The organism is Streptomyces sp. NPDC002911, assembly GCF_053591835.1.
This window is the reverse complement of sequence record NZ_JBSFUO010000009.1, coordinates 81,176-107,866: the sequence shown is the minus strand read 5'-3', so window position 1 is coordinate 107,866 and position 26,691 is coordinate 81,176. Positions and strand designations below refer to the sequence as shown.

The window sequence follows — 26,691 nt, the reverse complement described above, 5'->3', positions numbered from 1 at the left end:
ATGGCAGCCTGTTCCAACAGCGGAGCTCCCGTGGTGAGGATGTCTTGGAGTGACAGACCTCTTCTACGGCAGCTCCGCTGTTCTGCCTACCGCCCTTGACAATCGAGCCCCACAGCTAACTGAACGGCGTTGGTACTAGAACGCGGCCTCGTCCAGCTCCATCAGCGAGTTGTCGACCATCTCGGCCAGCGCGCGCTCGCCGGAGACGCCCGGCAGGATGTTCGCGGCGAAGAACTTCGCCGCGGCGATCTTGCCCTGGTAGAAGGCGGCGTCCTTGGCGGAGGCGTTGCGCAGCTTCTCGGAGGCCACGACCGCGCCCTTGAGGAGCAGGTAGCCGACGACGACGTCACCGGAGGCCATCAGGAGGCGGGTGGTGTTGAGGCCGACCTTGTAGATGTTCTTGACGTCCTCGCCGGTCGCCGTGAGGTCGGTGATCATCGTGCCGACGATCGCCTCCAGGTCCACCGCGGCCTTGGCGAGGTTGTCCAGCGAGCCGGACAGCTCCTCGTTGCCGTGGGCGTCCGCGAGGAACTTCTTGATCTCCTCGGAGAGGGCGTTGAGCGAGGCACCCTGATCGCGGACGATCTTCCGGAAGAAGAAGTCCTGACCCTGGATCGCCGTTGTGCCCTCGTACAGGGTGTCGATCTTGGCGTCACGGATGTACTGCTCGACCGGGTACTCCTGAAGGTAACCGGAGCCGCCGAAGGTCTGGAGCGACTGCGCGAGCTGCTCGTAGGACTTCTCGGAGCCGTAGCCCTTCACGATCGGGAGCAGCAGGTCGTTGAGGCCGTTGAGCGCCTTGGCGTCCTCGCCCGCGGCTTCCTGGGCCTGGATCGCGTCCTGGACGGAGGCGGTGTACAGCACGAGGGAGCGCATGCCCTCGGCGTACGCCTTCTGCGTCATGAGGGAGCGGCGCACGTCGGGGTGGTGCGTGATGGTGACCTTGGGGGCGGTCTTGTCCATGAACTGCGACAGGTCGGTGCCCTGGACGCGCTCCTTGGCGTACTCCAGCGCGCTGAGGTAGCCCGCCGACAGGGCCGCGATGGCCTTCGTGCCGACCATCATGCGGGCGAACTCGATGATGCGGAACATCTGGCGGATGCCGTCGTGCTTGTCGCCGATCAGCCAGCCCTTGGCGGGGTGCTGGTCGCCGAAGGTCATCTCGCAGGTGTTCGACGCCTTGAGGCCCATCTTGTGCTCGACGTTCGTCGCGTACACGCCGTTGCGCTCGCCGAGCTCGCCGGTGGTCCAGTCGAAGTGGAACTTCGGGACCAGGAAGAGGGAGAGGCCCTTGGTGCCCGGGCCGGCGCCCTCGGGGCGTGCCAGCACGTAGTGGAGGATGTTCTCGGACATGTCGTGCTCGCCCGAGGTGATGAAGCGCTTCACACCTTCGATGTGCCAGGAGCCGTCCTCCTGCTCGACCGCCTTCGTGCGGCCGGCGCCGACGTCCGAACCGGCGTCCGGCTCGGTCAGCACCATCGTCGAGCCCCACTGCTTGTCGACGGCGATCTCGGCGACCTTCTTCTGCGCCTGGTTGCCCTCGTCGAAGAGGATTCCGGCGAACGCGGGGCCGGAGGAGTACATCCAGACCGCCGGGTTGGAGCCCAGCACGAGCTCCGCGTAACCCCAGATCAGGGAGCGGGGGGAGGTGGTGCCGCCGATTTCCTCGGGCAGGCCCAGACGCCAGTACTCGGAGTCCATGAAGGCCTGGTAGGACTTCTTGAAGGAGCCCGGGACGGGTGCGGTGTTCGTCTCGGGGTCGAAGACCGGCGGGTTGCGGTCGGCGTCGGCGTACGAGTCGGCGAGCCCGTTCTCCGCGAGGCGGGTGACCTCGTCCAGGATGCTCTTCGCGGTGTCGACGTCCATCTCCGCGAACGGACCGGTGCCGTACACCTTGTCGCGCCCGAGGACCTCGAAGAGGTTGAACTCGATGTCGCGGAGATTCGACTTGTAGTGCCCCATGGGAAGGCTCCGTAATCAATAGCAGTGGCGCGCAGCGCCCCGTGGAGGAGTGAGGTTCGGGCGGCGGACGGCCTGGCGTGGGTATATCACCTGACCTCCACGATGATGCTACCCGCCAGTAATAAGACGCAACCCCTCAAGGTGCAGATGTGTCCGATTACTCTTTGCCGCATGTATGGCTACGACCAGAACCCGGGTGCACAGCAGCAGATGGGCGGCGGCTACGGCGAGCAGCCGTTGTACCCCGAGCCGTCGCCGCCGTCCCTGGCCGACGCGGTACGGGCCTTCACGACCGGTTCGCTGTCCGCGGAGGACTTCCAGCAGATCTTCGCCACGGCGAAGGTCTACTGCCCGCGCGGCGACAACCCCGGCTTCCTGGCCCTTCACAACACCCAGCAGCCGGTGATCCCGATGTTCACCACGCTCAAAGAGCTCCGGCGCTACGCGGGCAAGGAGTCCAAGTACTTCGTGATCACCGGTGCCGAGGTGATCGACCTGCTGCCGACCGGCTACGGCTTCGTCCTGGACATGGAGGGTGATCACCGCATGGTCTTCGATGCCAAGGCGGTGGAGCAGATGGTGGACTTCGCGATGCGTCGCATGTACGGCTAGACGCCGTTGCTCCGCGGATGGCTGAGGTGCCGTCCCGGCCCTGAAGGCGGCCCGAGGGCCCGCACCGACCTGGGACGCAAGCTAGGGCGTGTCTGATATTTCGGTCGTCTGGTCAGCGGTCTGCCCAGTCCGGGACCCACACGTCGTGCGGAGTTTGCGGGCCTGCGGTGCGCAGATGGTCACGTAGTGCGGTCAGCACGGGGTGCTGGTCTCCGCCGCGGAACAGCAGCACGTGCGGGTAGACCGGGGTCGGGTCGTGCAACGGGATGCGCCGTAGGTCGTGGGTCTGCGGCCACAGGTACCGGTCCCCGCTGCCGACGAGGGTGGCCAGCGAGGAGGAGTCGGCCAGCGCGTCCATCAGGGCCTCGTCACCAAAGTTGGGGCCGAGCGCGTCGATACTCAGGCCGAAAGCTTCCGACAGCGCCTGGTAGAACGCCGCCCACTCCGTGCCAGGCCTGATCCCGGGGATCCAGATGCGGTGGCCGACCAGGTCCACGGGACTGACCTGGGGCGCGTCAGCCAGCGGGTGGCCGGGGCCGACCAGGAGTTCCAGGGGTGCGTCCAGAAGTCGTTCAGCGCTGATCCCGGCCGGAACCTGGTTTGCCGACAGGGCACGGAAGGACGCGTCGACGACCCCTTCGAGCACTGCCTGGGCGGCCTGGGCTGCGTTCTCCATGCTCAGAGTGACCACGTCCAGGTCCGTCTCGGGGTGGGAGCGGTAAAACCGGTAGACGGCCTGGGCCGGGGAGATGCGCCGATTAAGGACATCGACGCGCAAGGGGCGGCTGCCGGGTCGCACGGCCTGCTCGGCCTGCGCGATGGCCGCCAGGACCTTCTTGGCGTGCGGCAGGAAGACCTGCCCGTCCACGCTCAGCCGAGAACCCCGGGACGTCCGCACCAGGAGCGTGACCTCGTTGTGCCTCTCCAGGGCCGCGATCCGCTTGGAGACCGCCTGCTGGCTGATCCCCAGCTCGTCGGCCGCGGCCTGGAACTGGCCGGCCTGAGCGACGGCCACGAACGTCCGCAGCGCTTCAGCATCCACATTTCCACTCTACTTCCACACCTATTAGTTGTGACTGGTGCGGTGCAGGTTGTTTGATCGAGTGTTCTGCGCGGTGGTGGGATTAGCGCATGTCTACCCGCACAGAGCAGGTCATGTACGTCCAGACGCCCGAGTTCGCACGTCATGTGGAGCGAATCGTGGAGGTAACCGATGCGACGTCGCGGCTGAACGTGCTTCCGTTCAGCGACGGCGAACGTCGTGCGAAACTACTTTCCGTTGTGTTCGGCGGCCCGCTGTCGGAGTCGGTGGTGATCTACCCGCCGTTCTTTACCGAGTGCGGGCTGAACACGACATTCGGGGAGAACGTCTTCGTCAACCAGGGATGCACCTTCATGGACAAGGGAGGCATCCGTATTGGCAACGGAGTCATGATTGCCCCGAAGGTCAGCCTCATCACCGGAGGCCATCCACTGCCCCTGACCGAGCGCCGCAAGTACCTCTCCTACGCCCCGATCGTCATCGAGGACGACGTCTGGGTCGGGGCAACGGCCGTGATCACGCAGGGGGTGACCATCGGCGCCGGTGCGGTGGTCGCTGCCGGTGCGGTGGTCACTCGTGATGTCCCCGCTGGCGCCGTGGTCGCGGGAGTGCCTGCCCGGGTGATCAAGGCGATCGAGTGAAACCGGCCGGGCTACTGACCCGTGTGCGCAGCACCTCTGCGATCTGATCCTGATGCCTCGTCACGCCCGGCTATGCGACCGGCAGTGGGCCCGCATCCGACTCTGCTGCCCTCCAGTATCGGTCGTCGCGGCAGGCCGTGGGCCGATCACCGCCGCATTGTGGAGGCGATCGTCTACCGGTACCGCACCGGTATTCCTTGGCGAGACCTCCCAGCCGGGATCGGATCCTGGAAGACCGTGTGGGCCCGCCACCGCCGCTGGGCCGCCGACGGGACCTGGGACCGTGTGCTCGGCGTCCTGCTCGCCCGCGCGGACGACGACGGGCTGATCGACTGGCGGGTGGCGGTGGACTCCACCATCGCCCGAGCTCACCAGCACGCCACCAACACCAGCCGCCCCGAGAAGTGTCGGGCCGCAGCCCGAGGGCAGGGTCTCGACGCCCACCGAGAGCCCGCCGGGCACGCGATCGGCCGTTCTCGCGGCGGGCTGACCACGAAGATTCATCACGCCGTGGACGGCCAGGGCCGACCCCTGGCCGTCGTCGTGACGCCCGGGCAGGCACACGACGGCCATACCCTGCCGTTGCCGCTGGGCGACCTGCGGGTCCCCAGGCGCGCGATCCGAGTGGCGCTCAAGGCCCGCAAGATCGCTGCGGTCATCCCTGAGCGGCGTGACCAGCAGGAGCACCGTCGCCGCCGCGGTTCAGCAGGCGGGCGTCCCTCGAAGTTCGATCCAGTGGCCTACAAGAACCGCAACGTGGTCGAGCGGTCCTTCGCCCTGCTCAAGCAGTGGCGGGGCCTAGCCACGAGGTTCGACAAGCTTGCGATCGTCTACCGCTCAGCCGCGGTTCTCATCGCAGTGCTGGTCTGGGCTCGTATTTAGCGGACGCACCTTAGCTTGACTCTGTCGGGGATCTTGGTGTCGTCTGCTCAGTCTCTGGCGGACCGCCAAGACCTCGGCCGGGGGATCCCGTGCTGGTCCAGGAGGTTTTGGAAGGCGGTCGGCGGCCGGGACGGAGGTGCTTCTCCGGTCGGCCGTCGACTGAGGCACTCGATGTTTGCGGCGATGGCTGTGAACACGTTTTGCAGGTGGGCTTTCTGCTGTCCCCGGTAGCGGCAGCAGCGCATGCCGTGTCCGTGAGCGAGCTCGTTGATGGTGCCTTCCACTCCGGAGCGGACCGCGTAGCGGGCCTGCCAGTCGCGTGTCTGTTGCTCGGCGCGGACACGGAGTTGCAGATCGCGGAGTTCTCGCGGGGGAAAGCCCACGGTTCGGGCGCTGTCGGCGGTGGCAGTGCAGCGGGCCCGGACCGGGCAGGGGCGGCACTGGCTCTTGGTGAACCGTGCCACGATCAGAGGTGCTGCGGTGGGTGAGGAGGTCGGGTAGGGGCCGTGCCATCCCGCGCTGGTCTCGCCCTGCGGGCAGGTGACCTGTCGGCGGTCGAAGCCGATGTGGAAGTCGTCGCGGCCGAAGCCGTCGTTCTTGCGGTGCTGGCGGGTGGAGTTCACCGGCAGTGGCCCGGTGACCGTGACCTGGTGTTCCCGGGCTGCCTGCTCCAGATGGACCAGGGAGGTGTAGCCGCCGTCGACCAGATGCTCGGCAGGCAGCAGCCCGCGGTGCTTCAGCCGGGTGTGGATGCCGGGCAGAGCCTTCGCGTCGTAGCCGGTGGTGTCGGTGGTGGCCACATCTGTGATCACGTTGGCGTCGTCGGGATCGCAGGTCTCGGTGAGGTGGGCGACGAATCCTTTCCAACGGGTGACATGTCCGCGGCGTGCGTAGCGGGCCGTCGGGTCGTAGGGCGAGACGACCGCGACCGCTGAGGGCGGCAGCCCGCCGTCCTCGGCGGTGCGCCAGCGCAGACGGCCGGCCCCGTCGCGGTAGTAGTTCTGGACCATGATCTGCCGCAGGGCCTGGACCCGGGGACCGGACAGGCGATCGGCCGCATGCTCCCCGATGTGCTCCAGCAGCCGGACGGCGTCGCCGCCTGTGGCAAGGATCCTGGTCTTGGGGCGGGTGGGGTTCTTGCCCAGCCGGACCGGGCGGCCGTAGCGGCGTCCCCACTCCTCGTCGACCAGGTCGGCCAGCAGGTGCGGAGCTGTGCCGGCCAGCTCTTCCAGCGTGGCGCGGACGGCCTCGGTGACCAGTTCCAGCCGGGTCAGGTCGCGCACCGCGGCCAAGACGTGGGTGGAGTCTGTGCGCTGGGTGGTGCGCTCTCGGACGAGACCGGCCTCCTTCAGGCGAGCGAGCGCGAGGTCGAGGAGACGGTCGGCTCGGCCACCCTCGGTGAGACGGTCACGGAAGTCGCCCAGCACGCTGTGGTGGAAGCCGGGATCGTCCAGTTCCATGGCCAGCGCGTACTTGAAATCGATGCGGCAGCGAACCGCCTCGGCCGCCTGCCGGTCCGACAGGCCGAGCAGGAACTGCAGCACACAGACGGTGGCCAGCTGGGCGGGTGAGAGCCCAGGGCGGCCGTCGCGCGGGTAGCAGTCGGCGAAGTCCTCGTCACGCCACAGCCCGCCCAGGTGGTCTCTCACCCACATCGCCGTCGTACCGCTTGGGTTGCTCGCTCGCGCCATCTGTGCGGTCAGAGAAGGAACTTGCTCACCAGAGCGGGCATGGAGCGACAACGGGCACCTCGACAACTGCATCGGTCCTTGGACAGAGCCGAGCATGCCCGTTGATCACGCTGCCCCGCCGGGGATTCTCAAGATCCCCGACAGAGTCAGCGTCCGACCTGGGTGCGGGCCCTCGGTGCTGCCCGGGCGGAGCCGGAGGGCGGGCGGGAATGCAGACCGCTTGCGGAATGTTCACCGTTCAACTAACTTGGGATCAGAAGACACCCGGAGGTGGCCCCCATGCCCGCAGTGACCGTCGAAAACCCGCTGACCCTGCCGAAGGTCGCGGCCCAGACCGAGGCCGTGGCCCGTCCCGTGCTGACCGTCACGACCGCGCCGAGCGGTTTCGAGGGCGAGGGGTTCCCGGTGCGGCGCGCCTTCGCCGGTATCAACTACCGGCACCTCGACCCGTTCATCATGATGGACCAGATGGGTGAGGTGGAGTACGCCGCCGGTGAGCCGAAGGGGACCCCCTGGCACCCGCACCGCGGCTTCGAGACCGTCACGTACATCATCGACGGCAGCTTCATCCACAAGGACAGCCACGGTGGCGGCGGCGCGATCGAGAACGGCGACACCCAGTGGATGACGGCCGGCTCAGGTCTCCTTCACATCGAGACGCCGCCGGAGTCCCTCGTCATGTCGGGCGGCCTGTTCCACGGCCTCCAGCTCTGGGTGAACCTGCCCAAGGCCGACAAGATGATGGCGCCGCGCTACCAGGACATCCGCGGCGGCCAGGTCCAGCTCCTCGCCTCCCCGGACGGCGGCGCGCTGCTCCGCGTCATCGCCGGTGACCTGGACGGTCACGAGGGCCCGGGCATCACGCACACCCCGATCACCATGGTGCACGCGACGGTCCGGCCGGGTGCCGAGGTGACGCTGCCCTGGCGCGAGGACTTCAACGGCCTCGCGTACGTCCTCGCCGGGCGCGGGAGCGTCGGTGCCGAGCGCCGTCCCGTCCACATCGGACAGACCGCGGTCTTCGGCAAGGGGTCCTCGCTGACCGTCCGCGCCGACGAGACGCAGGACGGCAACACGCCGGACCTGGAGGTCGTGCTGCTCGGCGGGCGCCCGATCCGTGAGCCCATGGCGCACTACGGGCCGTTCGTGATGAACACCCAGGACGAGCTCAAGCAGGCCTTCGAGGACTTCCAGGCCGGACGCCTCGGCAAGGTCCCGTCCGTCCACGGCATGTGAACGACGCCGCCAGGCGTACGGGTGACGGACCGTCACCCGTACGCCGGTGCGGAAGGGACACCGCTCGCTGCCCGTGATCGGGTGGGACGGTGCCTACCCGCAAGCCCCTCCTGCCCGACGTGGCGCGGCGGACGGCCGCCTGGTGCGGCGTCCTGCTGCTGGTCGCCGGCGTCGTGGCGGTGGCCGTCTGGGTGAGCGTCGCGCTCAAGACCGCGGTCACCCCGGTCCTGCTGGCCCTGCTCGGAACGGCGCTCCTCGGCCCCGTCCACCGCTGGCTGACCGCCCACAAGGTGAACAGATCGGTGGCAGCCGGACTCACCTGCGCCGCGCTCGTCGCGGTGGTCGGCGGCGCCGGATACATCGTCGTCACCGCTCTCGTCGACAGTGGCGACCAGATCGTGGCCTCGCTGAAGGACGCCGCGCAGTGGGTCATCGATCATTTCGACATCGCGGGTGTCGCCGACGTGGACGACCTGGCGGAGAACGCCAAGAACCTCGTCGAGAAGTTCGGCGCGAGCGCTGCGGGCGGACTGCTCACCGGGATCAGCCTCATCGGGTCGCTCGTGACCACCGCCGTCCTGGCCCTGCTGCTGACGTTCTTCTTCCTGCGGGACTCCGACCGTGCCGTCCGCCTCGCCCACACGGTCGCCCCGCGCGGGACGGGTGACCTCGTGGAAGCCATGGGGCGCAGGGCTTTCGAAGCCGTCGAGGGGTTCATGCGCGGCACCACCTTCATCGCCCTGATCGACGCGCTGTGCATCACGGCCGGCCTGCTGATCCTGGGGGTGCCGGGAGCGGTGGGACTGGGCGCGCTGGTCTTCGTCGGCGCCTACATCCCGTACCTCGGGGCCTTCATCTCCGGTGCCGTCGCCGTGCTGGTCGCGCTCGCCGACCGGGGCCTCGTGATCGCGCTCTGGGCGCTGGGAGTGGTGCTCGCCGTGCAGGTGCTGGAGGGGCACGTGCTCCAGCCCGTCATCCAGAGCCGTACGGTCCAGATGCACCCCGCCATGATCATGATCGCGCTGACCGCGGGTGCGAGCGTCGCGGGGCTGCTGGGCATGCTGCTGGCGGTGCCGCTGTGCGCCGCGGTGTCAGGGGTGATCGGCGAGCTGCGCAAGGGATACGAGGCGCCCGACGGCACGGGACGCGCGGTTCCGGAGCGGTTATGAGCCGGAGCCGGAGCCGGAGCCGGAACCGACGGCCGGTTCCGGCTCCGCCGGCCCGTACAGCTCGAACCAGATCGACTTTCCCCAGCCTCTCGTGGCCACCCCCCACGCGTCGGCGAGCATCTCCATCAGCACCAACCCCCGGCCGCTGGACGCCACCGGAGGCCGTCGGGCGGGTCTCGGACAGCCGTGCGGTGACAATGCCAATGAAGCGGTACGGCCGCGGGCGGTAGCCTGGGGTGTCAATCCACCCCGAACCGCGAAGACTGGATGAACGACGATGCATCGGTACAGGTCCCACACCTGCGGCGAGCTCCGCGCCTCTGACGTCGGCACCGACGTCCGGCTGAGCGGCTGGCTGCACAATCGCCGAGACCTGGGTGGCATCCTCTTCATCGATCTGCGCGACCACTACGGTCTGGTGCAGCTCGTCGCCCGCCCGGGCACCCCCGGCAACGAGGCCTTGGCGAAGCTGACCAAGGAGACCGTCGTCCGGATCGACGGCAAGGTGTCCGCGCGCGGCGCGGACAACGTCAACCCCGAGCTCCCGACCGGTGAGATCGAGATCGAGGTCACCGAGGTCGAGGTGCTGGGCGAGGCCGCCCCGCTGCCCTTCACGATCAACACCGAGGACGGGGTCAACGAGGAGCGGCGCCTGGAGTACCGCTTCCTCGACCTGCGCCGCGAGCGCATGCACCGCAACATCATGCTGCGCTCGTCCGTCATCGCCTCCATCCGCTCCAAGATGGTGGCCCTCGGCTTCAACGAGATGGCGACCCCGATCCTCGCCGCGACGTCCCCCGAGGGCGCCCGTGACTTCGTGGTCCCGTCCCGCTTGAACCCGGGTAGGTTCTACGCCCTTCCGCAGGCGCCGCAGCAGTTCAAGCAGCTGCTGATGATCTCGGGCTTCGACCGCTACTTCCAGATCGCGCCGTGCTTCCGCGACGAGGACGCCCGCGCCGACCGCTCGCCCGGCGAGTTCTATCAGCTCGACGTCGAGATGTCGTTCGTCGAGCAGGAGGACGTCTTCCAGCCCATCGAGAAGCTCATGACCGAGCTCTTCGAGGAGTTCGGCAACGGCCGCCACGTGACCTCGCCGTTCCCGCGCATCCCGTTCCGCGAGTCGATGCTGAAGTACGGCAACGACAAGCCGGACCTGCGCGCCCAGCTGGAACTCGTCGACATCTCCGACATCTTCGCGGACTCGGAGTTCAAGGCCTTCGCCGGCAAGCACGTCCGAGCCCTTCCGGTGCCGGACACCGCGGGCCAGTCCCGGAAGTTCTTCGACGGCCTCGGCGCGTACGCGGTCGAGCACGGCGCCAAGGGCCTCGCCTGGGTCCGCGTAGGTGAGGACGGCACGCTGGCGGGCCCGATCGCCAAGTTCCTCACCGAGACGGACGTCAAGACCCTCACCGAGCGTCTCTCTCTCGTCCCCGGCCACGCCGTCTTCTTCGGCGCGGGCGAGTTCGACGAGGTCTCCAAGATCATGTCCGTCGTCCGCGTCGAGGCCGCCAAGCGCGCCGGCCACTTCGAGGAGGGCGCCTTCCGCTTCTGCTGGATCGTCGACTTCCCGATGTACGAGAAGGACGAGGAGACCGGCAAGATCGACTTCTCGCACAACCCGTTCTCCATGCCCCAGGGCGGCATGAAGGACCTGGAGGAGAAGGACCCGCTCGACATCCTGGCGTGGCAGTACGACATCGTCTGCAACGGCATCGAGCTGTCCTCCGGTGCCATCCGTAACCACGAGCCCGAGGTCATGCTGAAGGCCTTCGGGATCGCCGGTTACGAGGCGGAGACCGTCGAGCGGGAGTTCGCGGGGATGCTGCGCGCGTTCCGTCTCGGTGCCCCGCCGCACGGTGGCATCGCCCCGGGCGTCGACCGCATCGTGATGCTGCTGGCCGACGAGCCCAACATCCGCGAGACGATCGCCTTCCCGCTCAACGGCAACGCCCAGGACCTGATGATGGGTGCCCCGAGCGAGCTGGACGAGACCCGCCTGCGCGAGCTGAACATCCAGCTTCGCAAGCCCGCCGCGCCGGCGAAGGACAAGGCGGAGGCCAAGGACTCGGTGGCGAGGGACACCGGCGCCAAGTAGGCGCCGACGGTTCGGTTCCACGTGAAACAGTCCCCGGCCGCCCGCCGGGGACTGGTTTCGTCTCGGTGCGACGCACGACGGCGCCGACCTCCAGGAGGCCGGCACCGGCATCCGGAAACCTGCGGCTGAAGGGCCCGGAACCGCGACGGCGGTTTCGGGCCTTTCGCATGCGTAAGGGTGGAGCGTGCGGAATTTCCGAACCGCGGGTACTCAGGCCGGGTACATCCGGATGGCCCCGGTTCCGGTTCGGCGCCGTCGGGCCCGGCAAAGACTGGCACGGGAAGTGCTCGTCCGACCCCCCTCACCGAGGAGTTCCGCCCGTGTTCGTCCCGCGTCGCCCGTACGTCCTGCTCTTCGCGCTGTTCCTGCTGGTCATCGGCTGTTCCGCCGGGGCGGTGCAGACCCCCGGCCCCTCTGTGACCCGGGGCGCGGCCGGTCCCGAGTCCCCGGCCGCGCAGCCCCGCCCGGTGGAACCCGTCCGCCGCCCCACGGAGATTCCGGGGCTCGGCCCGCAGACCCGGGCGCAGATCCCCGCCACGGCCCGGCAGGCCGTCGTGGTGACCGGTCAGGGTCCCGGTTCACACCGCTCCACGGTTGTGCTCCACCGTCTCGACGACCCGGCTCTGGGCTGGAGACCCGGTGCGGGCCCCTGGCCGGCCCACAACGGCAGGCGGGGCTGGACCGACCACCATCTCGCGAACGACCTCCGGTCCCCCGTCGGGGTCTTCGGCCTCACCGACGCGGGCGGCAGGCTGCCCGACCCGGGCACGCTGCTCCCGTACGACGAACAGCACCGCTTCGCGGTGAGCGGCGTGGGTTTCCTGGGGGAGCCTCTGGAAGGCTCCTTCGACTACGTCGTGGCCATCAACTACAACCGCACCCCGGGCACGAGTCCCCTGGACCGCACCCGGCCGCTCGGCGAGGGGAGGGGCGGCGGCATCTGGGTCCACGTGGACCACCGCGGCCCCACACAGGGCTGCGTCTCGCTCACCGAGGACCGTATGCGCGAGCTGCTGCTCACCCTCGACCCCACGAAGCGACCCGTGATCGTGATGGGGGACGCCGCTTCGCTGGCCCGGTGAAACGTGGGACGTGCGTCGTGGTCCGCCCGTACGCGATGGAGCCCGGCGCCCGATGCGATCGGGTGCCGGGCTCCATCGTGTCGAACCGCCGCTTACGCGGGCTTTTCCTCCAGGCGCGGGAACAGCACCGCGCCCTTCGTCACCGTCGCGCCCACGGGCAGCTGACCCCATCGGCCCGCGTCCTGCACCGGCTGGTCGGCCAGTGCGCCCAGAGTCGCCTCGGCGCCCAGGGACTCCCACAGCTTCTGCGAGGTGTCCGGCATCACGGCGTTCAGCAGGACCGCGACACCGCGCAGCGCGTCGGCCGCCGTGTACAGGATGGTCGCGAGGCGGGCCTGGCCCTCCGGCGAGGTGTCCTTGGCGACCTTCCAGGGCTCCTGCTCCGTGATGTAGCCGTTGACCTGCTTCACGAAGTCGAAGACCGCCAGGATGCCGCCCTGGAAGTCCAGCTCCTCGCCGATCTTCACATCGGCGGTGGCGACTGCCTGTGCCAGACCCTCCTGGACCGCCCGCTCGGCGTCACCGGCTGCCGTGGCCTCCGGGAGCGCGCCGCCGAAGTACTTGCCGACCATGGCCGCCACGCGCGAGGCGAGGTTGCCGTAGTCGTTGGCGAGCTCCGAGGTGTAGCGGGCGCTGAAGTCCTCCCACGAGAACGAGCCGTCGCTGCCGTACGCGATGGCCCGCAGGAAGTACCAGCGGTACGCGTCCACGCCGAAGTGCGAGGTCAGGTCCTGCGGCTTGATGCCCGTCAGGTTCGACTTGGACATCTTCTCGCCGCCGACCATCAGCCAGCCGTTGGCGACGACCTTGCCGGGCAGCGGCAGACCCTGCGCCATCAGCATGGCCGGCCAGATGACCGAGTGGAAGCGCAGGATGTCCTTGCCGATCAGGTGCACATCCGCCGGGAAGGTGCCGTCGAACTTCTCCTGGTTGGCGCCGTAGCCGACCGCCGTCGCGTAGTTGAGCAGCGCGTCGATCCACACGTAGATGACGTGCTTCGGGTCCCAAGGGACCGGGACGCCCCAGTCGAAGGTGGACCGCGAGATCGACAGGTCCTGCAGGCCCTGCTTGACGAAGTTCACGATCTCGTTGCGGGCGGACTCGGGCTGGATGAAGCCCGGGTTGGCCGCGTAGAACTCCATGAGCGCGGGGCCGTACTCACTCAGCTTGAAGAAGTAGTTCTCCTCCTTGAGGAGCTCCACCGGCTTCTTGTGGATCGGGCACAGCTTGGTGCCGTCCTCGGCCTCGATGAGGTCGCCGGGGAGTTTGTACTCCTCGCAGCCCACGCAGTACGGGCCTTCGTACCCGCCCTTGTAGATCTGGCCCTTGTCGTACAGGTCCTGCACGAACTCCTGCACACGGTCCGTGTGCCGCTTCTCCGTCGTCCGGATGAAGTCGTCGTTCGCGATGTTCAGGTGCTCCCAGAGGGGCTTCCAGGCCTCCTCGACGAGCTTGTCGCACCAGGCCTGGGGCGTGACGTCGTTCGCCTCGGCCGTGCGCATGATCTTCTGACCGTGCTCGTCCGTGCCGGTGAGATACCACACGTTCTCGCCGCGCTGGCGGTGCCAGCGGGTGAGCACGTCGCCTGCGACGGTCGTATAGGCGTGCCCCAGGTGAGGAGCGTCGTTGACGTAGTAGATGGGGGTCGATACGTAGAAACTCTTCACGCCGTCGCCCCCTTGCTTCTCGGATCCAGTGGCCGCCATGGTCGAAATCCTAACGGTCCGTGGGAGATCCACTCACATCGATAACGGCGTCACCACCCGTGGAGAGCTTTGCGAAACATCCCTTCCCGTACCAAAGACGCATCCTGGGAGGAGTGGGCACGCGTGCACGAGGCAGGGGACAACACGATGCGGGTACTGGTCGCCGAGGACGAGGAGAGCCTGGCGGAGCTGGTGGCGACCGGGCTGCGGCGGGCCGGGTTCGCCGTCGACACCGTGTACAGCGGGGACGCCGCGCTCGCCTACCTGGGGCTGCACGACTACGACGTGGTCGTCCTGGACCGTGATCTCCCCCGGGTGCACGGCGACGAAGTGGCCCGCCGGCTCGTGTCCGCCGGCTCCCGGACCAGGGTCCTGATGCTCACCGCCTCCGGGACCATGGAGGACCGGGTGGAAGGGCTCGACCTCGGTGCCGACGACTATGTGAGCAAGCCCTTCGAATTCCCCGAGCTGGTGTCCCGGGTGCGTGCGCTGCGTCGGCGCAGCGCACGGCCCGTGCCGCCGCAGCTGGAGAGACACGGCATCCAGCTGGACAGCGTGCGCCGGGCCGCCATCAGGGACGGACGGGAGCTCGATCTGTCGCCGAAGGAGTTCACCGTGCTGCAGCTGCTGCTGGAGGCCGACGGCGGCACGGTCAGCGCGGAGGAGCTGCTGGAGCGGGCCTGGGACGCCAACGCCGACCCCTTCACGGGCGCCGTCCGCGTCTGTATGAGCAAGCTCCGCGCCAAGCTGGGGGAACCGGCGCTGATCCGCACCGTGCAGGGCGTCGGGTACGCCCTGTGAACCGGCTGCTGAAGCTGGTGCGGGTGACTGGGACGGCGCAGGTCCGGCACTCGACGATCCGGACGCGGATCGCCCTCGTGTACGGCGGGGTCTTCCTGATCCTCGGTACGGCGCTGCTCGCCACGGTCAATCTGGCGTCGCGCGCCGGCACGGACTCGCAGGCGCGGGCCATCGCCACGTCCGCCGCGGTCGCCCAGCCGGGCTTCGCGGTCAACGGCCCCCTGCACGAGAGGGGCCGCCTCGGCCCGCCCACGGTCTACGACGTCACCGACGACGTCAGCGACGCCGCGAGCAGGGAGCTCTTGTACTGGTCGGCGACGGCGCTGCTGGTGATGACCGGGTGCGCGGTCGGAGTGGGCTGGTGGACTGCGGGGCGGGTCCTGCGGCCCGTCCACGCGATGACGGCGAAGGCGCGACAGCTCTCCGAGCACACCCTGCACGAGCGGATCGCGTCCAGCGGACCCGACGACGAGCTGAAGGAGCTGGGCGAGACGCTCGACGCGCTGCTGGCGCGGCTGGAGAAGGCCTTCGACAGCCAGCGGCGGTTCATCGCCAACGCCTCGCACGAGCTGCGGACCCCGCTCGCCACCCAGCGGGTGGCGATCCAGGTGGGGCTCGACGATCCCTCGCCGGAGGACCTCGTACGGACCCGGCAGACGCTGCTGGACAACAACCGGCGCAGCGAGCGGCTCATCGAGGGGCTGCTGGTGCTGGCGCGCAGCGAACGGGGGCTGGCGAGGAGCGAGCGCACGGGGGTCGAGCTGGCGCAGGTGGTGGCGGAGGAGGCCGCCCGGCCCCTGGCGGTGGCGGAGCGGGCGGTGGCGCCCCGCCCGGAGGTCACGGTCGTGGCCGAGCCCTGCGTCGTACGGGGGAACCGTCAGCTGCTCGCTCAGCTGGTGGCGAATCTGCTGTCCAACGCGGTGCGGTACAACGCGCCCGGCGGCCGGGTCCGGGTGTCGCTGTCGGCGGACGGGGTCCTGGTGGTCCGTAACACCGGCCCGGTGGTGGCCGAGGGGGACATCGCCGGGTTCTTCCAGCCGTTCCGGCGCGGAGAGGGGCGGGACCGGATGGGGCAGGGCTCGGGTCTTGGATTGTCGATCGTGCGTTCTATCGCGTTGGCTCATGGCGGTACGGCCACGGCGGTACCCGGCCCGGAGGGCGGGCTCGCCGTGACCGTACGGCTTCCGGTGGATCAGTCCTGCGCGACGACTCCGCGGGCCGTGGCCCAGGCGGGCAGTCCGGCGAGCGCCTCCCGGTAGAACGTCGCGTCGGGCACCTCGCGCGGTGCGGGGCCCGCGTGGAAGAACCCGGCGTTCTCGACGTCCAGCCTGCGGAGGAAGTCGAAGCCCTTGGCGTCCTCGTCACCGAACGCGACGAACTGGAAGAACAGCGGCAGCCGCGCCGCGTCCGCCAGCGCCTGTTTGGCCGCCACCTTGGCGTCCGGGGCGCCGTCCGTCTGGAAGATCACCAGCGCCGGGCCGGTGGCCCCGGACTTCTCGTAGTGCGCGACGATCTCCTCGACGGCCCGGTGGTAGTTCGTACGTCCCAGGCGGCCGAGGCCCGCGTGCAGCTCGTCGATCCGGCCCTCGTGGGCGGTGAGGTCGATCGTCCCGGTGCCGTCGATGTCGGTCGAGAAGAACACGACGGGCACGGTGGCGTTCGGGTCCAGGTGCGCGGCGAGCGCGAGGGCGCGGTCACCGAGGTGCTGGGCGCTGCCGTCCTTGTAGAACGGCCGCATGGACCCGGAGCGGTCGAGCACCAGATACACGGTGGCCCGCAGCCCGGTCAGACCGTGTGCCTTGAGCCCGGCCTGTGCGGCCTTGTACGGGGCTACGAGGGCGGGCGCCGCGGCCTTGACCCTGGCGAGGGTGACGGCGGGCTTGCCGGCGGGGGCAGCGCCGGGGGCGGCGGGCTCGGGCTCGGCGGTGGCGGGCTTCAGCGGGGTCTCGACTACCGGTGCGGCGGCGGCGGGCTCGGCGGTGGCGGGTTCCGGCGCGCTCTCGGCTACGGGCTCGGCTTCGGCGGCGGGCTCGGCGGTGGCGGGCTTCAGCGGGGTCTCGGCTACCGGTGCGGCGGTGGCGGGTTCCGGCGCGGTCTCGGCTACGGGCTCGGCTTCGGCGGCGGCGGGCTTCGGCGCGGGTTCAGCTGCGGGTGCGGCTTCGGCGACGGGCTCGGCTTCGGCGACGGGCTCGGGCGCAGCTTCCGTTTCCGGCTCGACGACGGCCGCCTCGGCCACCGGCTCGGCGGTGACGGGCCTCTCGGCTGCCGGCTCGGGTGCTGCCTCCGCCTTCGCCTCGTCGGCAGGTGCCTCGGCAACGGGTGCCTCGACAGCCGCGGGCTCCTCGACCGTGGGTGACGCCGTGACAGGCGCGGACGGTTCGGCCGCCGCCTCGGCCGCCTCGGGCTTCTCGGGCGCAACCTCCGCCTCAGGGGCCGCCTCGACAGCGGCCTCCGCCTTCGGCTCCGGCTCCGGCTCCGGCTCCGGCTCCGGGTCGATGTCGATCGTGATCGGCGCCGCAGCGGCCGGCTCGTTCTTCGTGGCGGTCTCCCCAGCCCGCTTCGCCTCAGGGTCCGACCCCTGGGCCGGAACCCGCGGCGCGGGCGCGGGCGCGGAGGTCTGCGTGGTCGCCGACGCGGCGGCCGCCTTGTCGAAGGCCGCCGCCACCAGGTCCGACGCCTGTCCGCTGTCGTGCTCGGCACCGGCGGACCGGTCCGAGGTGGAGGCCGGGGCCGGCACCGAGGCCTTCGCGGGCTCGGCCGCCGAAGTGGAGGTCTCCGGCTCCGGCTCCGTGGGCTGGGTGCGCTCGGCCTGGGGCGGGACGGTGGCCGTGGTCGGCTCGTCCTGCTCCGTGCGGCCGAACACCTTGCGCAGCAAGCTCCGAATGCCCATGGGCGAGGCCTTTCGTATGAGTTGATGAGGTGGGTGCGATAAATGTCCGTACTGCGGGAATTGATCCCTGGCCAGGGCGGATACGTAAGGTTAGCGGCCGGATCCGGCCGTTCGGTGGTGCGGCCCGCCCCTGAATCAACCGAGCTCCAACCGAGTCTTCACCGAGTCCTGGACGGGGCCCCTACCGGCCGGGAGAGCAGCGGTGTCCCGGACTTCACCCTCTGTTCACCGGCAGTCCCACGTACGGCGTGGATACGCACCTACCGTCACGCATGACACACAGACGGAGGGACGAAAACGTGCGCAATCTGCTGCCGCTCATCGGCTCGCACCCGGGCGGGCGCTCTGCGCTGACCTGCCGCTACCGCTGCGGTGACGCCTGCTTCCAGGAGATCCCGAACACCAGCGACAACGAGTACGCCGGCGACATCATCGCCGGTGCCCTGTCACGCCGGTCGATGATGCGCGCCGCGGCCGTGGTGACCGTGGCCGCCGCCGCCGGAACGGCCGCTCTCGCCGGTCCGGCGGCCCCGAGTGCCGAGGCCGCGCCGCTCGCGGGCCGTCGGGGCGGCAAGCCGAAGCCCACTCCTTCGGGTGCCCGGGGTCTACGCTTCGCGGCCGTCGCGCCCAACAAGGACGACAAGGTCACGATCCCCGACGGCTACAGCCAGAACGTCGTGATCCGCTGGGGTGAACCGATTCTGCGCGGAGCTCCCGCCTTCGACGCGGACAAGCAGTCCGCGAAGGCGCAGGCGGGCCAGTTCGGTTACAACGTGGACTTCCTCTCTCTGCTCCCGCTCCGTGGTGAGCGCGGCCGTCAGGTGCTGGTCGCCAACCACGAGTACACGGACGAGACCCTGATGTTCCGTGGATACGATCCGGCCAACCCGACCCGTGAGCAGGTCGAGATCGCCTGGGCGGCGCACGGACTCTCCGTGGTCGTCGTCCAGGAGGAGAACCGCACCGGCAAGCTCGGCCCGGTCAACCGGCACCCGCTGAACCGCCGTCTCACCGCGACCAGCGAATTCCGGGTCACCGGCCCGGCCGCGGGCAGTCCGTTGCTCCGCACCTCCGCCGACCGCACCGGTCGCAAGGTGCTCGGCACGCTCAACAACTGCGCGGGCGGCACCACTCCGTGGGGCACCACGCTGCACGGCGAGGAGAACTTCAACCAGTACTTCGCCAACGGCTCCAGCGGCACCGACAAGCGCTACGGCATCGGTACGGCGGCGACGGAGCGCAAGTGGGAGCTGTTCGACAAGCGCTTCGACCTGGCGCAGGAGCCCAATGAGGCGCACCGCTTCGGCTGGGTCGTCGAACTCGACCCGTACGACCCGGACTCCACGCCCCGCAAGCGGACCGCCCTCGGCAGGTTCAAGCACGAGGCGGCGCAGCCCCGGCTGACCTCCGACGGCCGTCCGGTGGTCTACATGGGCGACGACGAACGCTTCGACTACTTCTACAAGTTCGTCTCCAGCAAGCGGATGAAGAAGGGGAACTCGCGGGCAGCCCGGGAGCACAACCTCACGCTGCTGGACGAGGGCACGCTGTACGTCGCCAAGCTGACCGGCGACTCCCCGGCCGCGGAGTTCGACGGCACGGGCAAGCTCCCCTCCGACGGCGAGTTCGACGGCAGCGGCGTCTGGATCCCGCTCGCCACGGGTACCACCTCGCACGTCCCCGGCATGACGGCCGAAGAGGTGTACGTCTTCACCCGCCTGGCCGGCGACAAGGTCGGTGCCACCAAGATGGACCGCCCCGAGGACGTCGAGCCCTCGCCGCGCACCGGCCGGGTCTACGTCGCCCTCACCAACAACACCGACCGGGGCAAGGCCGGTAAGCCCGGCGCCGACGAGGCCAACCCGCGCAACGCCAACAAGCATGGTCAGATCCTGGAGCTCGCGGAGCACTGGGACGACCCGGCGGGTGACGGGTTCGCCTGGCGGCTGTTCCTCGTCGCGGGTGACCCGGAGGACCCGGCGACGTACTTCGCCGGGTTCCCGAAGGAGAAGGTCAGCCCCATCTCCTGCCCGGACAACGTGGCCTTCGACGACCACGGCAACCTGTGGATCTCCACGGACGGTGCCCAGCTCGGTTCGCACGACGGCCTGTTCGGCGTCGCGACGCAGGGTGAACGGCGGGGTGAGCTGAAGCAGTTCCTGACCGTGCCGACCGGTGCGGAGACGTGTGGTCCGGTGATCCAGGACCGCCGCGTCCTCGTGGCCGTGCAGCACCCGGGCGAGGTCGACGGCGCCTCCGTCGAGAAGCCCGCGAGCGCCTGGCCGGACGGGCCGGGCAGGATCGTCCGCCCGTCGGTCGTCGCCGTCTGGCGCAAGGACGGCAGCGACATCGGCGTCTGAACCGACCGGCCCGACGGAGGAGCATGCGGAGGCTCCCTCACGGCCTGGGCCCGTGCGGTGCACGCCTGATGGGCGTCGTTCACATATGGGCCCGGGGAACTGAAATGCGTTGCTGGCGTGACCAGCCGTCTCACCTGATGACAGATCAGGTGAGACGGCTGATCAGTACGCGCACTCACGAAGGGCCCCACATGGGACAGCCGTCCCGCAGAACACGCCTTGCGGCCTGTGCCGTGACAGCAGGCGCGCTGCTGTCCGCTCTGGTGCCGGCGACCGGTGCGACAGCCGCCCCCGCCCCCGCCCCCGCGTGCCGTCGCGGCGGACGACCCCGTACCGGGCCATGAGGGCATGCCGGACGACGGCTTCAAGGACGCGCCCGAAGGGGAGCAGGACGACCTGGCGGGGACGGGCACCGCGCCCTCCGCGACGGCCGGGGCCGACGCGCAGGCCGTGGTCCCCGGGCGGCTGGGCGACTTCACGCTGAAGACCGGCACCAGCAACGCCTACGACAATGGCCGGCTGCTGCATGCGACTCCGCGGACCGTGGACGGCACCACGCAGCTCGTCGGCAACCCGAAGATCCTGGAAAGCTCCTTCGGGCCGGAGGACCTGTATCTCGCCCACGGCCGGGGCGACGGTGTCGCACCGAAACTCTGGTCGCTGAGCGAGCACGCGCCGAGCAAGTGCGGGGTGTGCAAGCGGGAGCTGTACGGCTACGACATGGGTGAGGTCATCAGCGGCTTCGGTTCCTGACCCCACCGGGGCGCCTCACCGGATTAGAGTCGGTACATGGTTTCCGGTGAGGCGCCGCAGGCAGAGGGAAGCGTCCGGGTCGATGCCTGGATCTGGGCGGTCCGGCTGACGAAGACCCGGTCGCAGGCCGCTGCCGCCTGCCGGGCGGGACACGTGCGGGTCAACGGCGAGCGTGCGAAGCCCGCCCAGGCCCTGCGTACGGGCGACGAGGTGCGGCTGCGGCATGCGGGCCGGGACCGGATCGTCGTCGTCTCCAAGGTCGTGAAGAAGCGGGTGGGCCCGCCGGTGGCGGCGGAGTGCTTCGTCGACAACAGTCCGCCCCCGCCGCCGCGCGAGATGGCGATCCAGGTCCCGGTCCGTGACCGGGGCGCGGGCCGCCCGACCAAGCGGGACCGCCGCGAGATGGAACGCCTCCAAGGCCTTCAGGGCCCCCAGGGCAGGGGCCCTGATCCTGGCTAGCGGCCTCAGCTCAGGTAGCCCTCCACCTCGTCGGCGGGGCGCACCTTCGCCTCCGAGGAGTCCTCGCCGGATGTGCTGAGGGCGCGCCGCTGCCGTAGCAGGTCCCAGCACTGGTCGAGCCGGACCTCCACCTCGCGCAACCGTGACCGTTCCCCGGCGGAGAGGCCCAGTTCCGCGGTGGAGCGAGCGCGCAGGGCGCGCTCCTCGGTGATCAGCCCGTCGATGTCATCGAAGATGTCCTGGTCGGTCATGAGCTTCTCCCGGTTGCAGTGTCCCACTGCCGTCCGGCCCACGCACCCCCGTATGTCGGGCTCGGGGGAGGGCCGGGGAAGACCCGAGGGAGGGCCCGCGAAGACCCCGGGGTCTCGCGGCGCGGCTGCTCACACCGGACCGTCACACCCGCGCCGGGCGACCACGGCCCGTCCCGCCACGCCGCCGACGACCGCGACCGCCCCCGCGATCAGCACGGCCCACACCGTCGTCAGCAGGGAGCCGGTCAGCGCGTCGTAGACCGCGGCGGCCGCACCCCGGTCGGTGCCGGGTACCTGGTCGAGCACCCGGTCGCGGCCGACGGCGACGGCGATCCGCAGCAGGACCGCGCCGAGCACCAGCCCGCCGCCGGCCACGGCCGCGGTCGTCAGGCCGGCCCGAAGGCCGCCGCGTACGAGCGCCGATCCCAGCACCAGGACGAGCAGCACGACCGTTGCGACGGCCGGCCGGACGCTGCGGCGACACAGCCACCGGAACGAGGACCGCAGGTCGTCGGCGCGGCCGGCGGACAGCAAGGTGAGGGAGGTCTCCCGGACCGGGATCCGGTCGGCGAACGGCACTCCGCTGCTGACCAGCTCCTTCTTGACCCCCTCGATCACCCGCGCCAGATCGATGGTGACCGCCTGCCCGTCGTCGCTGTGGAGCGAGGCGGTCACGGCTTGGTGCGCCGTCCGGTTCGCGCTGTCCCAGGCCCGCTGGAACGCCTCGGTCGTGGTGAACGACAGCGCCGTTTCGTGCAGGAACTGCCCGACGGTCTCCTGCAGCGGCCCGACGTCGATGTTCTTCATCGTCTCGTCCGTGACCAGGGTGGCCACCGTGTCGCGTACCTCCGCGTGGGAGGCCAGCGGGGAGACGGCGGCGAGATAGCGGCCGGTGTCGTCCAGCTCCAGATCGGCCCAGGCCGAGAGCGCGCTCAGCGGGACCAGCACGGCGAGCAGGAAGAGCAGTACCGCCGACAGGGGCGCTGAGAGACAGGTCCGCACGGGCACCAGCCAATCCGGTGCGGCGGCGGGGCGCTCCGGGCCGTACGCCATTCGAGTTGCCGGGTGGCCCGGCCGGGTGTGCGCTGGAGGGACGGGGCGACGGAAGGAGCTGTGCGCCATGGCCACACACGCGACGATGCCTATGCGGCGACGCACGCACGCCCGCACCCCTGCCCGGCGGGGGCATGGCGCGCTCGCCTGGGCGGTGCCCCTGGTGCTGGGCGTGATCCTCGGCTTCTGGGCCTTCTTCATCAAACGCGACGGCGGGGCGACCACCGGCGGTCAGATCTGGCTCGGTGTCGTCTCCGGGGTGGTCTTCGCCGCGCTCTGCTACGCGCTCGTACGGGTCAGGTGGGCCCTGCCGCGCGAGTTGCGCGCCACGGCGTTCGGCGTGCTGACCGGTGGCGCGGTCGGCTTCCTGTCCAGCCTGAACGGCAGGAGCGTGCTCACGTCGAGCGGGATCGGGCTGGCGGTCGGTGCGGCTACGTTCTGCGTGATGTTCTACGCCTACTACACGCGCGAGGAGTGACTCACCGGGCTCCGTCCCGGCCGAGGGGTACGGCCGCCGGATCCGCTCCGGCGGCAACGACTGTGCGACCGCGCGGTGGACGGCGTCCGATCGGGGACGGTCCGACAGCCGCTTTCGCCCGGTTCACGAAGGGCACGGACATGGGCCCGGGCATCGGGGGCCGGGCGGCCCCCGAGGGCGCGGTCAGCTGATCCGCAGATCCGCGAGCTGCTGGGCGAACGGGACGACCGCGTCCTCACCGTCGTCGAGGGTGAGGGCCCGTGACGCGCCGGAGACGGTCCGCCCCGTGACGGCGGAGGCGAGCTCGCCTCCCGCGCGCCGGATCCGGGCGGGCAGCCCCTCGGTGTACTCGTCCCCGTGCGAGCCCCAGTCCTCCGACGCCGCGTACACGGAGGTCGGCAGGACGACGGCCCTCAGGTAGGCGAAGAGCGGGCGCATCGCGTGCTCCAGGACCAGCGAGTGCCGGGGGGTTCCGCCGGTCGCCGCGATCACGACGGGCTTGCCGGTCAGCGCGGTGTTGTCGATCAGGTCGAAGAACGACTTGAACAGCCCGCTGTAGGAGGCGGTGAACACCGGCGTCACGGCGATCAGCCCGTCCGCCCCGGACACCGCGTCGATCGCCTTCTTGAGGCCGGCCGGCGGGAAGCCGATGACCAGGTGGTTGGCGATGTCGACGGCCAGATCACGCAGCTCGACGACCTGGACCTCGACGCGGCGGTCCTGCTCGGCCGCCAGCCTCTCGCGGGCGGCCTCGGCGAGCCGGTCGGCCAGCAGCCGGGTGGACGAGGGGCTGCTGAGCCCGGCCGCGACGGCGACGATCTTCAGGGGGGCGGTGGCGGGCACGGTGGTCAGAGCTCCTTCGGGTCTGCGGTGGCGGCGGCGCGGGCGGCGGCGACCGCGGGGTGGACGGGGGCATCCGGCACTCCGGCCGGGCGCAGCCGGGCGAACTCCTTGCGCAGTACGGGTACGACCTCCTCGCCCAGGAGGTCGAGCTGTTCCAGGACCGTCTTCAGCGGCAGGCCCGCGTGGTCCATGAGGAACAGCTGGCGCTGGTAGTCGCCGACGTCCTCACGGAAGGACAGGGTCCGCTCGATGACCTCCTGCGGGGAACCGACGGTCAGCGGGGTCTGCTGGGTGAAGTCCTCGAGGGAGGGCCCGTGCCCGTAGACCGGTGCGTTGTCGAAGTACGGGCGGAACTCCCGTACCGCGTCCTGCGAGTTCTTCCGCATGAAGACCTGGCCGCCGAGGCCCACGATGGCCTGCTCGGCGGTGCCGTGCCCGTAGTGGGCGTAGCGCTTGCGGTAGAGGGCGACCATCTTCTTGGTGTGCTCCATGGGCCAGAAGATGTTGTTGTGGAAGAACCCGTCGCCGTAGAAGGCGGCCTGCTCAGCGATCTCCGGGGAGCGGATCGAGCCGTGCCAGACGAACGGCGGGACGCCGTCCAGCGGGCGCGGGGTCGCGGTGAAGGACTGCAGCGGGGTGCGGAACTTCCCCTCCCAGTCGACGACGTCCTCGCGCCACAGCTTGCGCAGCAGCGCGTAGTTCTCGGTCGCGAGCGGGATGCCCTGGCGGATGTCCTTGCCGAACCACGGGTAGACCGGTCCGGTGTTGCCGCGGCCCATCATCAGGTCGACGCGGCCGTCGGCCAGGTGCTGGAGCGTGGCGTAGTCCTCGGCGATCTTCACCGGGTCGTTGGTGGTGATCAGCGTGGTGGAGGTGGAGAGGATCAGCTTCTCGGTGCGGGCGGCGATGTAGCCGAGCGTGGTCGTCGGCGAGGACGGGACGAACGGCGGGTTGTGGTGCTCGCCGGTCGCGAAGACGTCCAGGCCCACTTCCTCGGCCTTCTGCGCGATCGCGAGGGTCGCCTTGATGCGCTCGCTCTCGCTGGGTGTCGTACCGGTCGTGGGATCGGTGGTGACGTCCCCGACGGTGAAGATCCCGAACTGCATGGCGCCCGCCTCCAAAGGTGTTGCGCAAGGTCGTTCGACGTCCGGTTTGGTTGAACGTTGAACTATGTGACACACCCTACAACGGAGCGCCCCCTTTCCCTATTCCGCCCGCTCCGGAGCAGCTGGAAGTCCGGTCTGCGTACCCTGGACACGGCGCCGGGCCGGCAGCCGGACGAAGGGGCGCCCGATGAGTGAGAGCGAGCGCTGGAAAGAGCGCAACGTCGCCCTGCGCGTCTTCGTCTACGTCTTCGCGACCCACCTCTTCGCCGGGTTCGTCATGCTGCTGTTCCATGTGGGCGCTCACGCCGACCGATGAGCCGGTGCGCGCTAGACTCGGCCTCATGACCTCCGTACCGTGCCGGAACTGGTGGCTCTCCTCCTAGGAGCGGCCACCTTCTTCAGCGCGGAACCAGGGCCGTTCGTTCTTCGGACGGCCCTTATCGCTGCCCCGGTGCCCCGCGACGGGCCGTCCTCCACGCGTACACCACCAGCGAGGAGAGCCCCGTGACCGTGACCACCGATGATCTGCCCGTCAGCCCCGCCGTGCGCCGCAGCGCCGAACTGGAACAGCAGCTCGCCCTGGACCCCGGCCGCTTCCGCGTCCTCACCGGGGACCGGCCCACCGGCGCCCTGCACCTCGGCCACTACTTCGGCACCCTCCACAACCGGGTGCGCCTCCAGGACCTCGGCGTGGACGTCTTCGTGCTCATCGCCGACTACCAGGTCCTCACCGACCGGGACGTCGCCGAGCGGCTCACCGACCATGTGGAGGGGCTGCTCCTGGACTACCTCGCCATCGGGATCGACCCCGAACGGTCGACGGTCTTCAACCACAGCGCCGTCCCCGCCCTGAACCAGCTGCTGCTGCCGTTCCTGTCCCTCGTCTCCGTCGCCGAGCTGGGCCGCAACCCCACCGTGAAGGACGAGATCGCGCACTCTCGGCAGTCCGCCGTCAGCGGCCTCATGTACACCTACCCGGTGCACCAGGCCGCCGACATCCTCTTCTGCAAGGGCAACCTCGTGCCCGTCGGCCAGGACCAGCTGCCGCACCTGGAGATCACCCGCACCGTCGCCCGGCGCTTCAACGAACGGTACGGAGCGGTCTTCCCGGAGCCGGACGCGCTGCTCTCCGCCGCGCCCCTGCTGCTCGGCACCGACGCCACCAAGATGAGCAAGAGCCGGGGCAACTCCATCACGCTGGGCGCCGACGCCGACGAGACCGCCCGTCTGATCAAGGGCGCCACCACCGATGCCGACCGGCACATCACCTACGACCCCGAACTGCGGCCCGGGGTGTCGAGCCTGGTGCTGCTGGCCGCGCTCTGCCTCGACCGCGACCCGCACGAGGTCGCCGACGAGATCGGGAACAGCGGCGCGGCCGGTCTCAAGCGCACCGTGACGGAGGCCGTCAACGCGCGCATGGCCCCGATCCGCGCCCGGCGGACGGAGTACGCCCAGGACATGGGCTATGTGCGGGACGTGCTGCGCGCCGGGAACGAGCGGGCGAACGCCGTGGCCGAGGCGACCCTCCGGGAGGTGCGGGACGCGATGGGTATGTTCCGGTAGACGGTCGACGGGA

Annotated in this window: 24 protein-coding genes and 1 pseudogene; 15 read left to right on the top strand and 10 right to left on the bottom strand. The window is 69.9% G+C overall.

Annotated elements, in window-relative coordinates:
• Window positions 1–135 precede the first annotated feature (135 nt).
• Window positions 136–1,962 (bottom strand): acyl-CoA dehydrogenase, encoded by a 1,827-nt coding sequence (locus ACWD04_RS16595; RefSeq protein ID WP_451132459.1) that lies wholly within the window; start codon window positions 1,960–1,962, stop codon window positions 136–138.
• A gap of 171 nt (window positions 1,963–2,133) precedes the next feature.
• On the opposite strand from ACWD04_RS16595, the gene ACWD04_RS16590 reads away from it, so the two are divergent.
• Window positions 2,134–2,574 (top strand): SseB family protein, encoded by a 441-nt coding sequence (locus ACWD04_RS16590; protein WP_388742609.1) that lies wholly within the window; start codon window positions 2,134–2,136, stop codon window positions 2,572–2,574.
• Window positions 2,575–2,686: 112 nt separating this feature from the next.
• Here ACWD04_RS16590 and ACWD04_RS16585 read toward each other — a convergent pair whose 3' ends face one another.
• On the bottom strand, window positions 2,687–3,616 hold the full coding sequence (locus ACWD04_RS16585) for a LysR family transcriptional regulator (protein ID WP_451132457.1): 930 nt from the start codon (window positions 3,614–3,616) through the stop codon (window positions 2,687–2,689).
• Between the two features lie 113 nt (window positions 3,617–3,729).
• On the opposite strand from ACWD04_RS16585, the gene ACWD04_RS16580 reads away from it, so the two are divergent.
• A complete protein-coding gene (locus ACWD04_RS16580) occupies window positions 3,730–4,257 on the top strand; it encodes a DapH/DapD/GlmU-related protein (RefSeq protein ID WP_451132455.1) in 528 nt (175 codons plus the stop codon).
• Window positions 4,258–4,309: 52 nt separating this feature from the next.
• Window positions 4,310–5,139, top strand: a protein-coding gene (locus ACWD04_RS16575) for an IS5 family transposase (RefSeq protein WP_451132453.1) whose coding sequence is annotated in 2 segments (ribosomal slippage) — window positions 4,310–4,358 and window positions 4,358–5,139 — 831 coding nt in all. Because the reading frame shifts where the segments join, the coding sequence is not laid out codon by codon here.
• Between the two features lie 47 nt (window positions 5,140–5,186).
• Here ACWD04_RS16575 and ACWD04_RS16570 read toward each other — a convergent pair.
• Entirely contained in the window at window positions 5,187–6,794 is a 1,608-nt protein-coding gene (locus ACWD04_RS16570) for an IS1182 family transposase (RefSeq protein WP_451132451.1), read from the bottom strand.
• A 315-nt stretch (window positions 6,795–7,109) separates the two neighbouring features.
• On the opposite strand from ACWD04_RS16570, the gene ACWD04_RS16565 reads away from it, so the two are divergent.
• Window positions 7,110–8,066 carry a pirin family protein gene (locus ACWD04_RS16565; RefSeq protein ID WP_451132449.1) on the top strand — a complete coding sequence of 319 codons (957 nt, stop codon included), beginning with the start codon at window positions 7,110–7,112 and terminating at the stop codon, window positions 8,064–8,066.
• Between the two features lie 89 nt (window positions 8,067–8,155).
• Window positions 8,156–9,235, top strand: a complete 1,080-nt coding sequence (locus ACWD04_RS16560) for an AI-2E family transporter (RefSeq protein ID WP_451132447.1) — start codon at window positions 8,156–8,158, stop codon at window positions 9,233–9,235.
• On the opposite strand, the pseudogene ACWD04_RS16555 reads toward ACWD04_RS16560, so the two are convergent.
• A pseudogene (locus ACWD04_RS16555) lies at window positions 9,230–9,409 on the bottom strand (ATP-binding protein); the annotation flags it as partial. The gene ACWD04_RS16560 and the pseudogene ACWD04_RS16555 sit on opposite strands and share 6 nt — an antisense overlap.
• Before the next feature lie 103 nt (window positions 9,410–9,512).
• Between ACWD04_RS16555 and aspS the strand changes: the two are divergent.
• Window positions 9,513–11,330: an aspartate--tRNA ligase gene (gene aspS / locus ACWD04_RS16550; RefSeq protein ID WP_451132445.1), complete on the top strand. Its 1,818-nt coding sequence runs from the start codon at window positions 9,513–9,515 to the stop codon at window positions 11,328–11,330.
• A gap of 320 nt (window positions 11,331–11,650) precedes the next feature.
• Window positions 11,651–12,412, top strand: coding sequence for a hypothetical protein (locus tag ACWD04_RS16545; RefSeq protein WP_451132443.1), 762 nt, complete (start codon window positions 11,651–11,653; stop codon window positions 12,410–12,412).
• A 92-nt stretch (window positions 12,413–12,504) separates the two neighbouring features.
• On the opposite strand, the gene metG is transcribed toward ACWD04_RS16545, so the two are convergent.
• A complete protein-coding gene (gene metG / locus ACWD04_RS16540; protein WP_451132441.1) occupies window positions 12,505–14,118 on the bottom strand; it encodes a methionine--tRNA ligase in 1,614 nt (537 codons plus the stop codon).
• A gap of 147 nt (window positions 14,119–14,265) precedes the next feature.
• On the opposite strand from metG, the gene ACWD04_RS16535 reads away from it, so the two are divergent.
• Window positions 14,266–14,919: a response regulator transcription factor gene (locus ACWD04_RS16535; RefSeq protein WP_451132778.1), complete on the top strand. Its 654-nt coding sequence runs from the start codon at window positions 14,266–14,268 to the stop codon at window positions 14,917–14,919.
• Window positions 14,916–16,178: a sensor histidine kinase gene (locus tag ACWD04_RS16530; protein WP_451132439.1), complete on the top strand. Its 1,263-nt coding sequence runs from the start codon at window positions 14,916–14,918 to the stop codon at window positions 16,176–16,178. Before ACWD04_RS16535 ends, ACWD04_RS16530 begins: the two co-directional genes overlap by 4 nt.
• Here the strand turns inward: ACWD04_RS16530 and ACWD04_RS16525 are convergent.
• Complete coding sequence (locus ACWD04_RS16525) at window positions 16,112–17,809, bottom strand: VWA domain-containing protein (RefSeq protein WP_451132437.1); 1,698 nt, start codon at window positions 17,807–17,809, stop codon at window positions 16,112–16,114. The genes ACWD04_RS16530 and ACWD04_RS16525 overlap by 67 nt on opposite strands.
• 299 nt (window positions 17,810–18,108) lie before the next feature.
• Between ACWD04_RS16525 and ACWD04_RS16520 the strand changes: the two genes are divergently transcribed.
• The 3 genes from ACWD04_RS16520 to ACWD04_RS16510 all read left to right on the top strand — a co-directional run bounded on the left by ACWD04_RS16520 (window position 18,109) and on the right by ACWD04_RS16510 (window position 21,381).
• Window positions 18,109–20,169, top strand: a complete 2,061-nt coding sequence (locus ACWD04_RS16520; protein WP_451132776.1) for a PhoX family protein — start codon at window positions 18,109–18,111, stop codon at window positions 20,167–20,169.
• A 276-nt stretch (window positions 20,170–20,445) separates the two neighbouring features.
• Window positions 20,446–20,922, top strand: coding sequence for a hypothetical protein (locus tag ACWD04_RS16515; protein ID WP_451132435.1), 477 nt, complete (start codon window positions 20,446–20,448; stop codon window positions 20,920–20,922).
• A 36-nt stretch (window positions 20,923–20,958) separates the two neighbouring features.
• Window positions 20,959–21,381, top strand: coding sequence for an RNA-binding S4 domain-containing protein (locus ACWD04_RS16510; RefSeq protein ID WP_451132433.1), 423 nt, complete (start codon window positions 20,959–20,961; stop codon window positions 21,379–21,381).
• A 5-nt stretch (window positions 21,382–21,386) separates the two neighbouring features.
• On the opposite strand, the gene ACWD04_RS16505 is transcribed toward ACWD04_RS16510, so the two are convergent.
• Window positions 21,387–21,632: a DUF2630 family protein gene (locus ACWD04_RS16505; RefSeq protein ID WP_451132431.1), complete on the bottom strand. Its 246-nt coding sequence runs from the start codon at window positions 21,630–21,632 to the stop codon at window positions 21,387–21,389.
• Between the two features lie 129 nt (window positions 21,633–21,761).
• Window positions 21,762–22,685, bottom strand: a complete 924-nt coding sequence (locus tag ACWD04_RS16500; protein WP_451132429.1) for a hypothetical protein — start codon at window positions 22,683–22,685, stop codon at window positions 21,762–21,764.
• Between the two features lie 67 nt (window positions 22,686–22,752).
• On the opposite strand from ACWD04_RS16500, the gene ACWD04_RS16495 reads away from it, so the two are divergent.
• Window positions 22,753–23,163: a hypothetical protein gene (locus ACWD04_RS16495; protein WP_451132427.1), complete on the top strand. Its 411-nt coding sequence runs from the start codon at window positions 22,753–22,755 to the stop codon at window positions 23,161–23,163.
• Window positions 23,164–23,346: 183 nt separating this feature from the next.
• Here the strand turns inward: ACWD04_RS16495 and ACWD04_RS16490 are convergent, their stop codons facing one another.
• Entirely contained in the window at window positions 23,347–24,006 is a 660-nt protein-coding gene (locus ACWD04_RS16490) for an FMN reductase (RefSeq protein WP_451132425.1), read from the bottom strand.
• Between the two features lie 5 nt (window positions 24,007–24,011).
• A complete protein-coding gene (locus tag ACWD04_RS16485; protein ID WP_451132423.1) occupies window positions 24,012–25,112 on the bottom strand; it encodes an LLM class flavin-dependent oxidoreductase in 1,101 nt (366 codons plus the stop codon).
• A gap of 187 nt (window positions 25,113–25,299) precedes the next feature.
• Between ACWD04_RS16485 and ACWD04_RS16480 the strand changes: the two genes are divergently transcribed.
• The gene (locus tag ACWD04_RS16480) at window positions 25,300–25,428 is read left to right on the top strand and encodes a DUF6126 family protein (protein ID WP_451132421.1); all 129 of its coding nucleotides are present in this window, start codon (window positions 25,300–25,302) and stop codon (window positions 25,426–25,428) included.
• 188 nt (window positions 25,429–25,616) lie between these two features.
• The gene (gene trpS, locus ACWD04_RS16475; protein ID WP_451132419.1) at window positions 25,617–26,678 is read left to right on the top strand and encodes a tryptophan--tRNA ligase; all 1,062 of its coding nucleotides are present in this window, start codon (window positions 25,617–25,619) and stop codon (window positions 26,676–26,678) included.
• Window positions 26,679–26,691: the final 13 nt, after the last annotated feature.

Bases quoted from the DNA above. Each gene is read 5' to 3' on its own strand.
- ACWD04_RS16595 (WP_451132459.1), bottom strand. From the start codon at position 1,962: ATGGGGCACTACAAGTCGAATCTCCGCGACATCGAGTTCAACCTCTTC.
- ACWD04_RS16590 (WP_388742609.1), top strand. From the start codon at position 2,134: ATGTATGGCTACGACCAGAACCCGGGTGCACAGCAGCAGATGGGCGGC.
- ACWD04_RS16580 (WP_451132455.1), top strand. From the start codon at position 3,730: ATGTACGTCCAGACGCCCGAGTTCGCACGTCATGTGGAGCGAATCGTG.
- ACWD04_RS16570 (WP_451132451.1), bottom strand. From the start codon at position 6,794: ATGTGGGTGAGAGACCACCTGGGCGGGCTGTGGCGTGACGAGGACTTC.
- ACWD04_RS16565 (WP_451132449.1), top strand. From the start codon at position 7,110: ATGCCCGCAGTGACCGTCGAAAACCCGCTGACCCTGCCGAAGGTCGCG.
- aspS (WP_451132445.1), top strand. From the start codon at position 9,513: ATGCATCGGTACAGGTCCCACACCTGCGGCGAGCTCCGCGCCTCTGAC.
- metG (WP_451132441.1), bottom strand. From the start codon at position 14,118: ATGGCGGCCACTGGATCCGAGAAGCAAGGGGGCGACGGCGTGAAGAGT.
- ACWD04_RS16535 (WP_451132778.1), top strand. From the start codon at position 14,266: ATGCGGGTACTGGTCGCCGAGGACGAGGAGAGCCTGGCGGAGCTGGTG.
- ACWD04_RS16525 (WP_451132437.1), bottom strand. From the start codon at position 17,809: ATGGGCATTCGGAGCTTGCTGCGCAAGGTGTTCGGCCGCACGGAGCAG.
- ACWD04_RS16510 (WP_451132433.1), top strand. From the start codon at position 20,959: ATGGTTTCCGGTGAGGCGCCGCAGGCAGAGGGAAGCGTCCGGGTCGAT.
- ACWD04_RS16505 (WP_451132431.1), bottom strand. From the start codon at position 21,632: ATGACCGACCAGGACATCTTCGATGACATCGACGGGCTGATCACCGAG.
- ACWD04_RS16500 (WP_451132429.1), bottom strand. From the start codon at position 22,685: ATGGCGTACGGCCCGGAGCGCCCCGCCGCCGCACCGGATTGGCTGGTG.
- ACWD04_RS16495 (WP_451132427.1), top strand. From the start codon at position 22,753: ATGGCCACACACGCGACGATGCCTATGCGGCGACGCACGCACGCCCGC.
- ACWD04_RS16485 (WP_451132423.1), bottom strand. From the start codon at position 25,112: ATGCAGTTCGGGATCTTCACCGTCGGGGACGTCACCACCGATCCCACG.
- ACWD04_RS16480 (WP_451132421.1), top strand. From the start codon at position 25,300: ATGAGTGAGAGCGAGCGCTGGAAAGAGCGCAACGTCGCCCTGCGCGTC.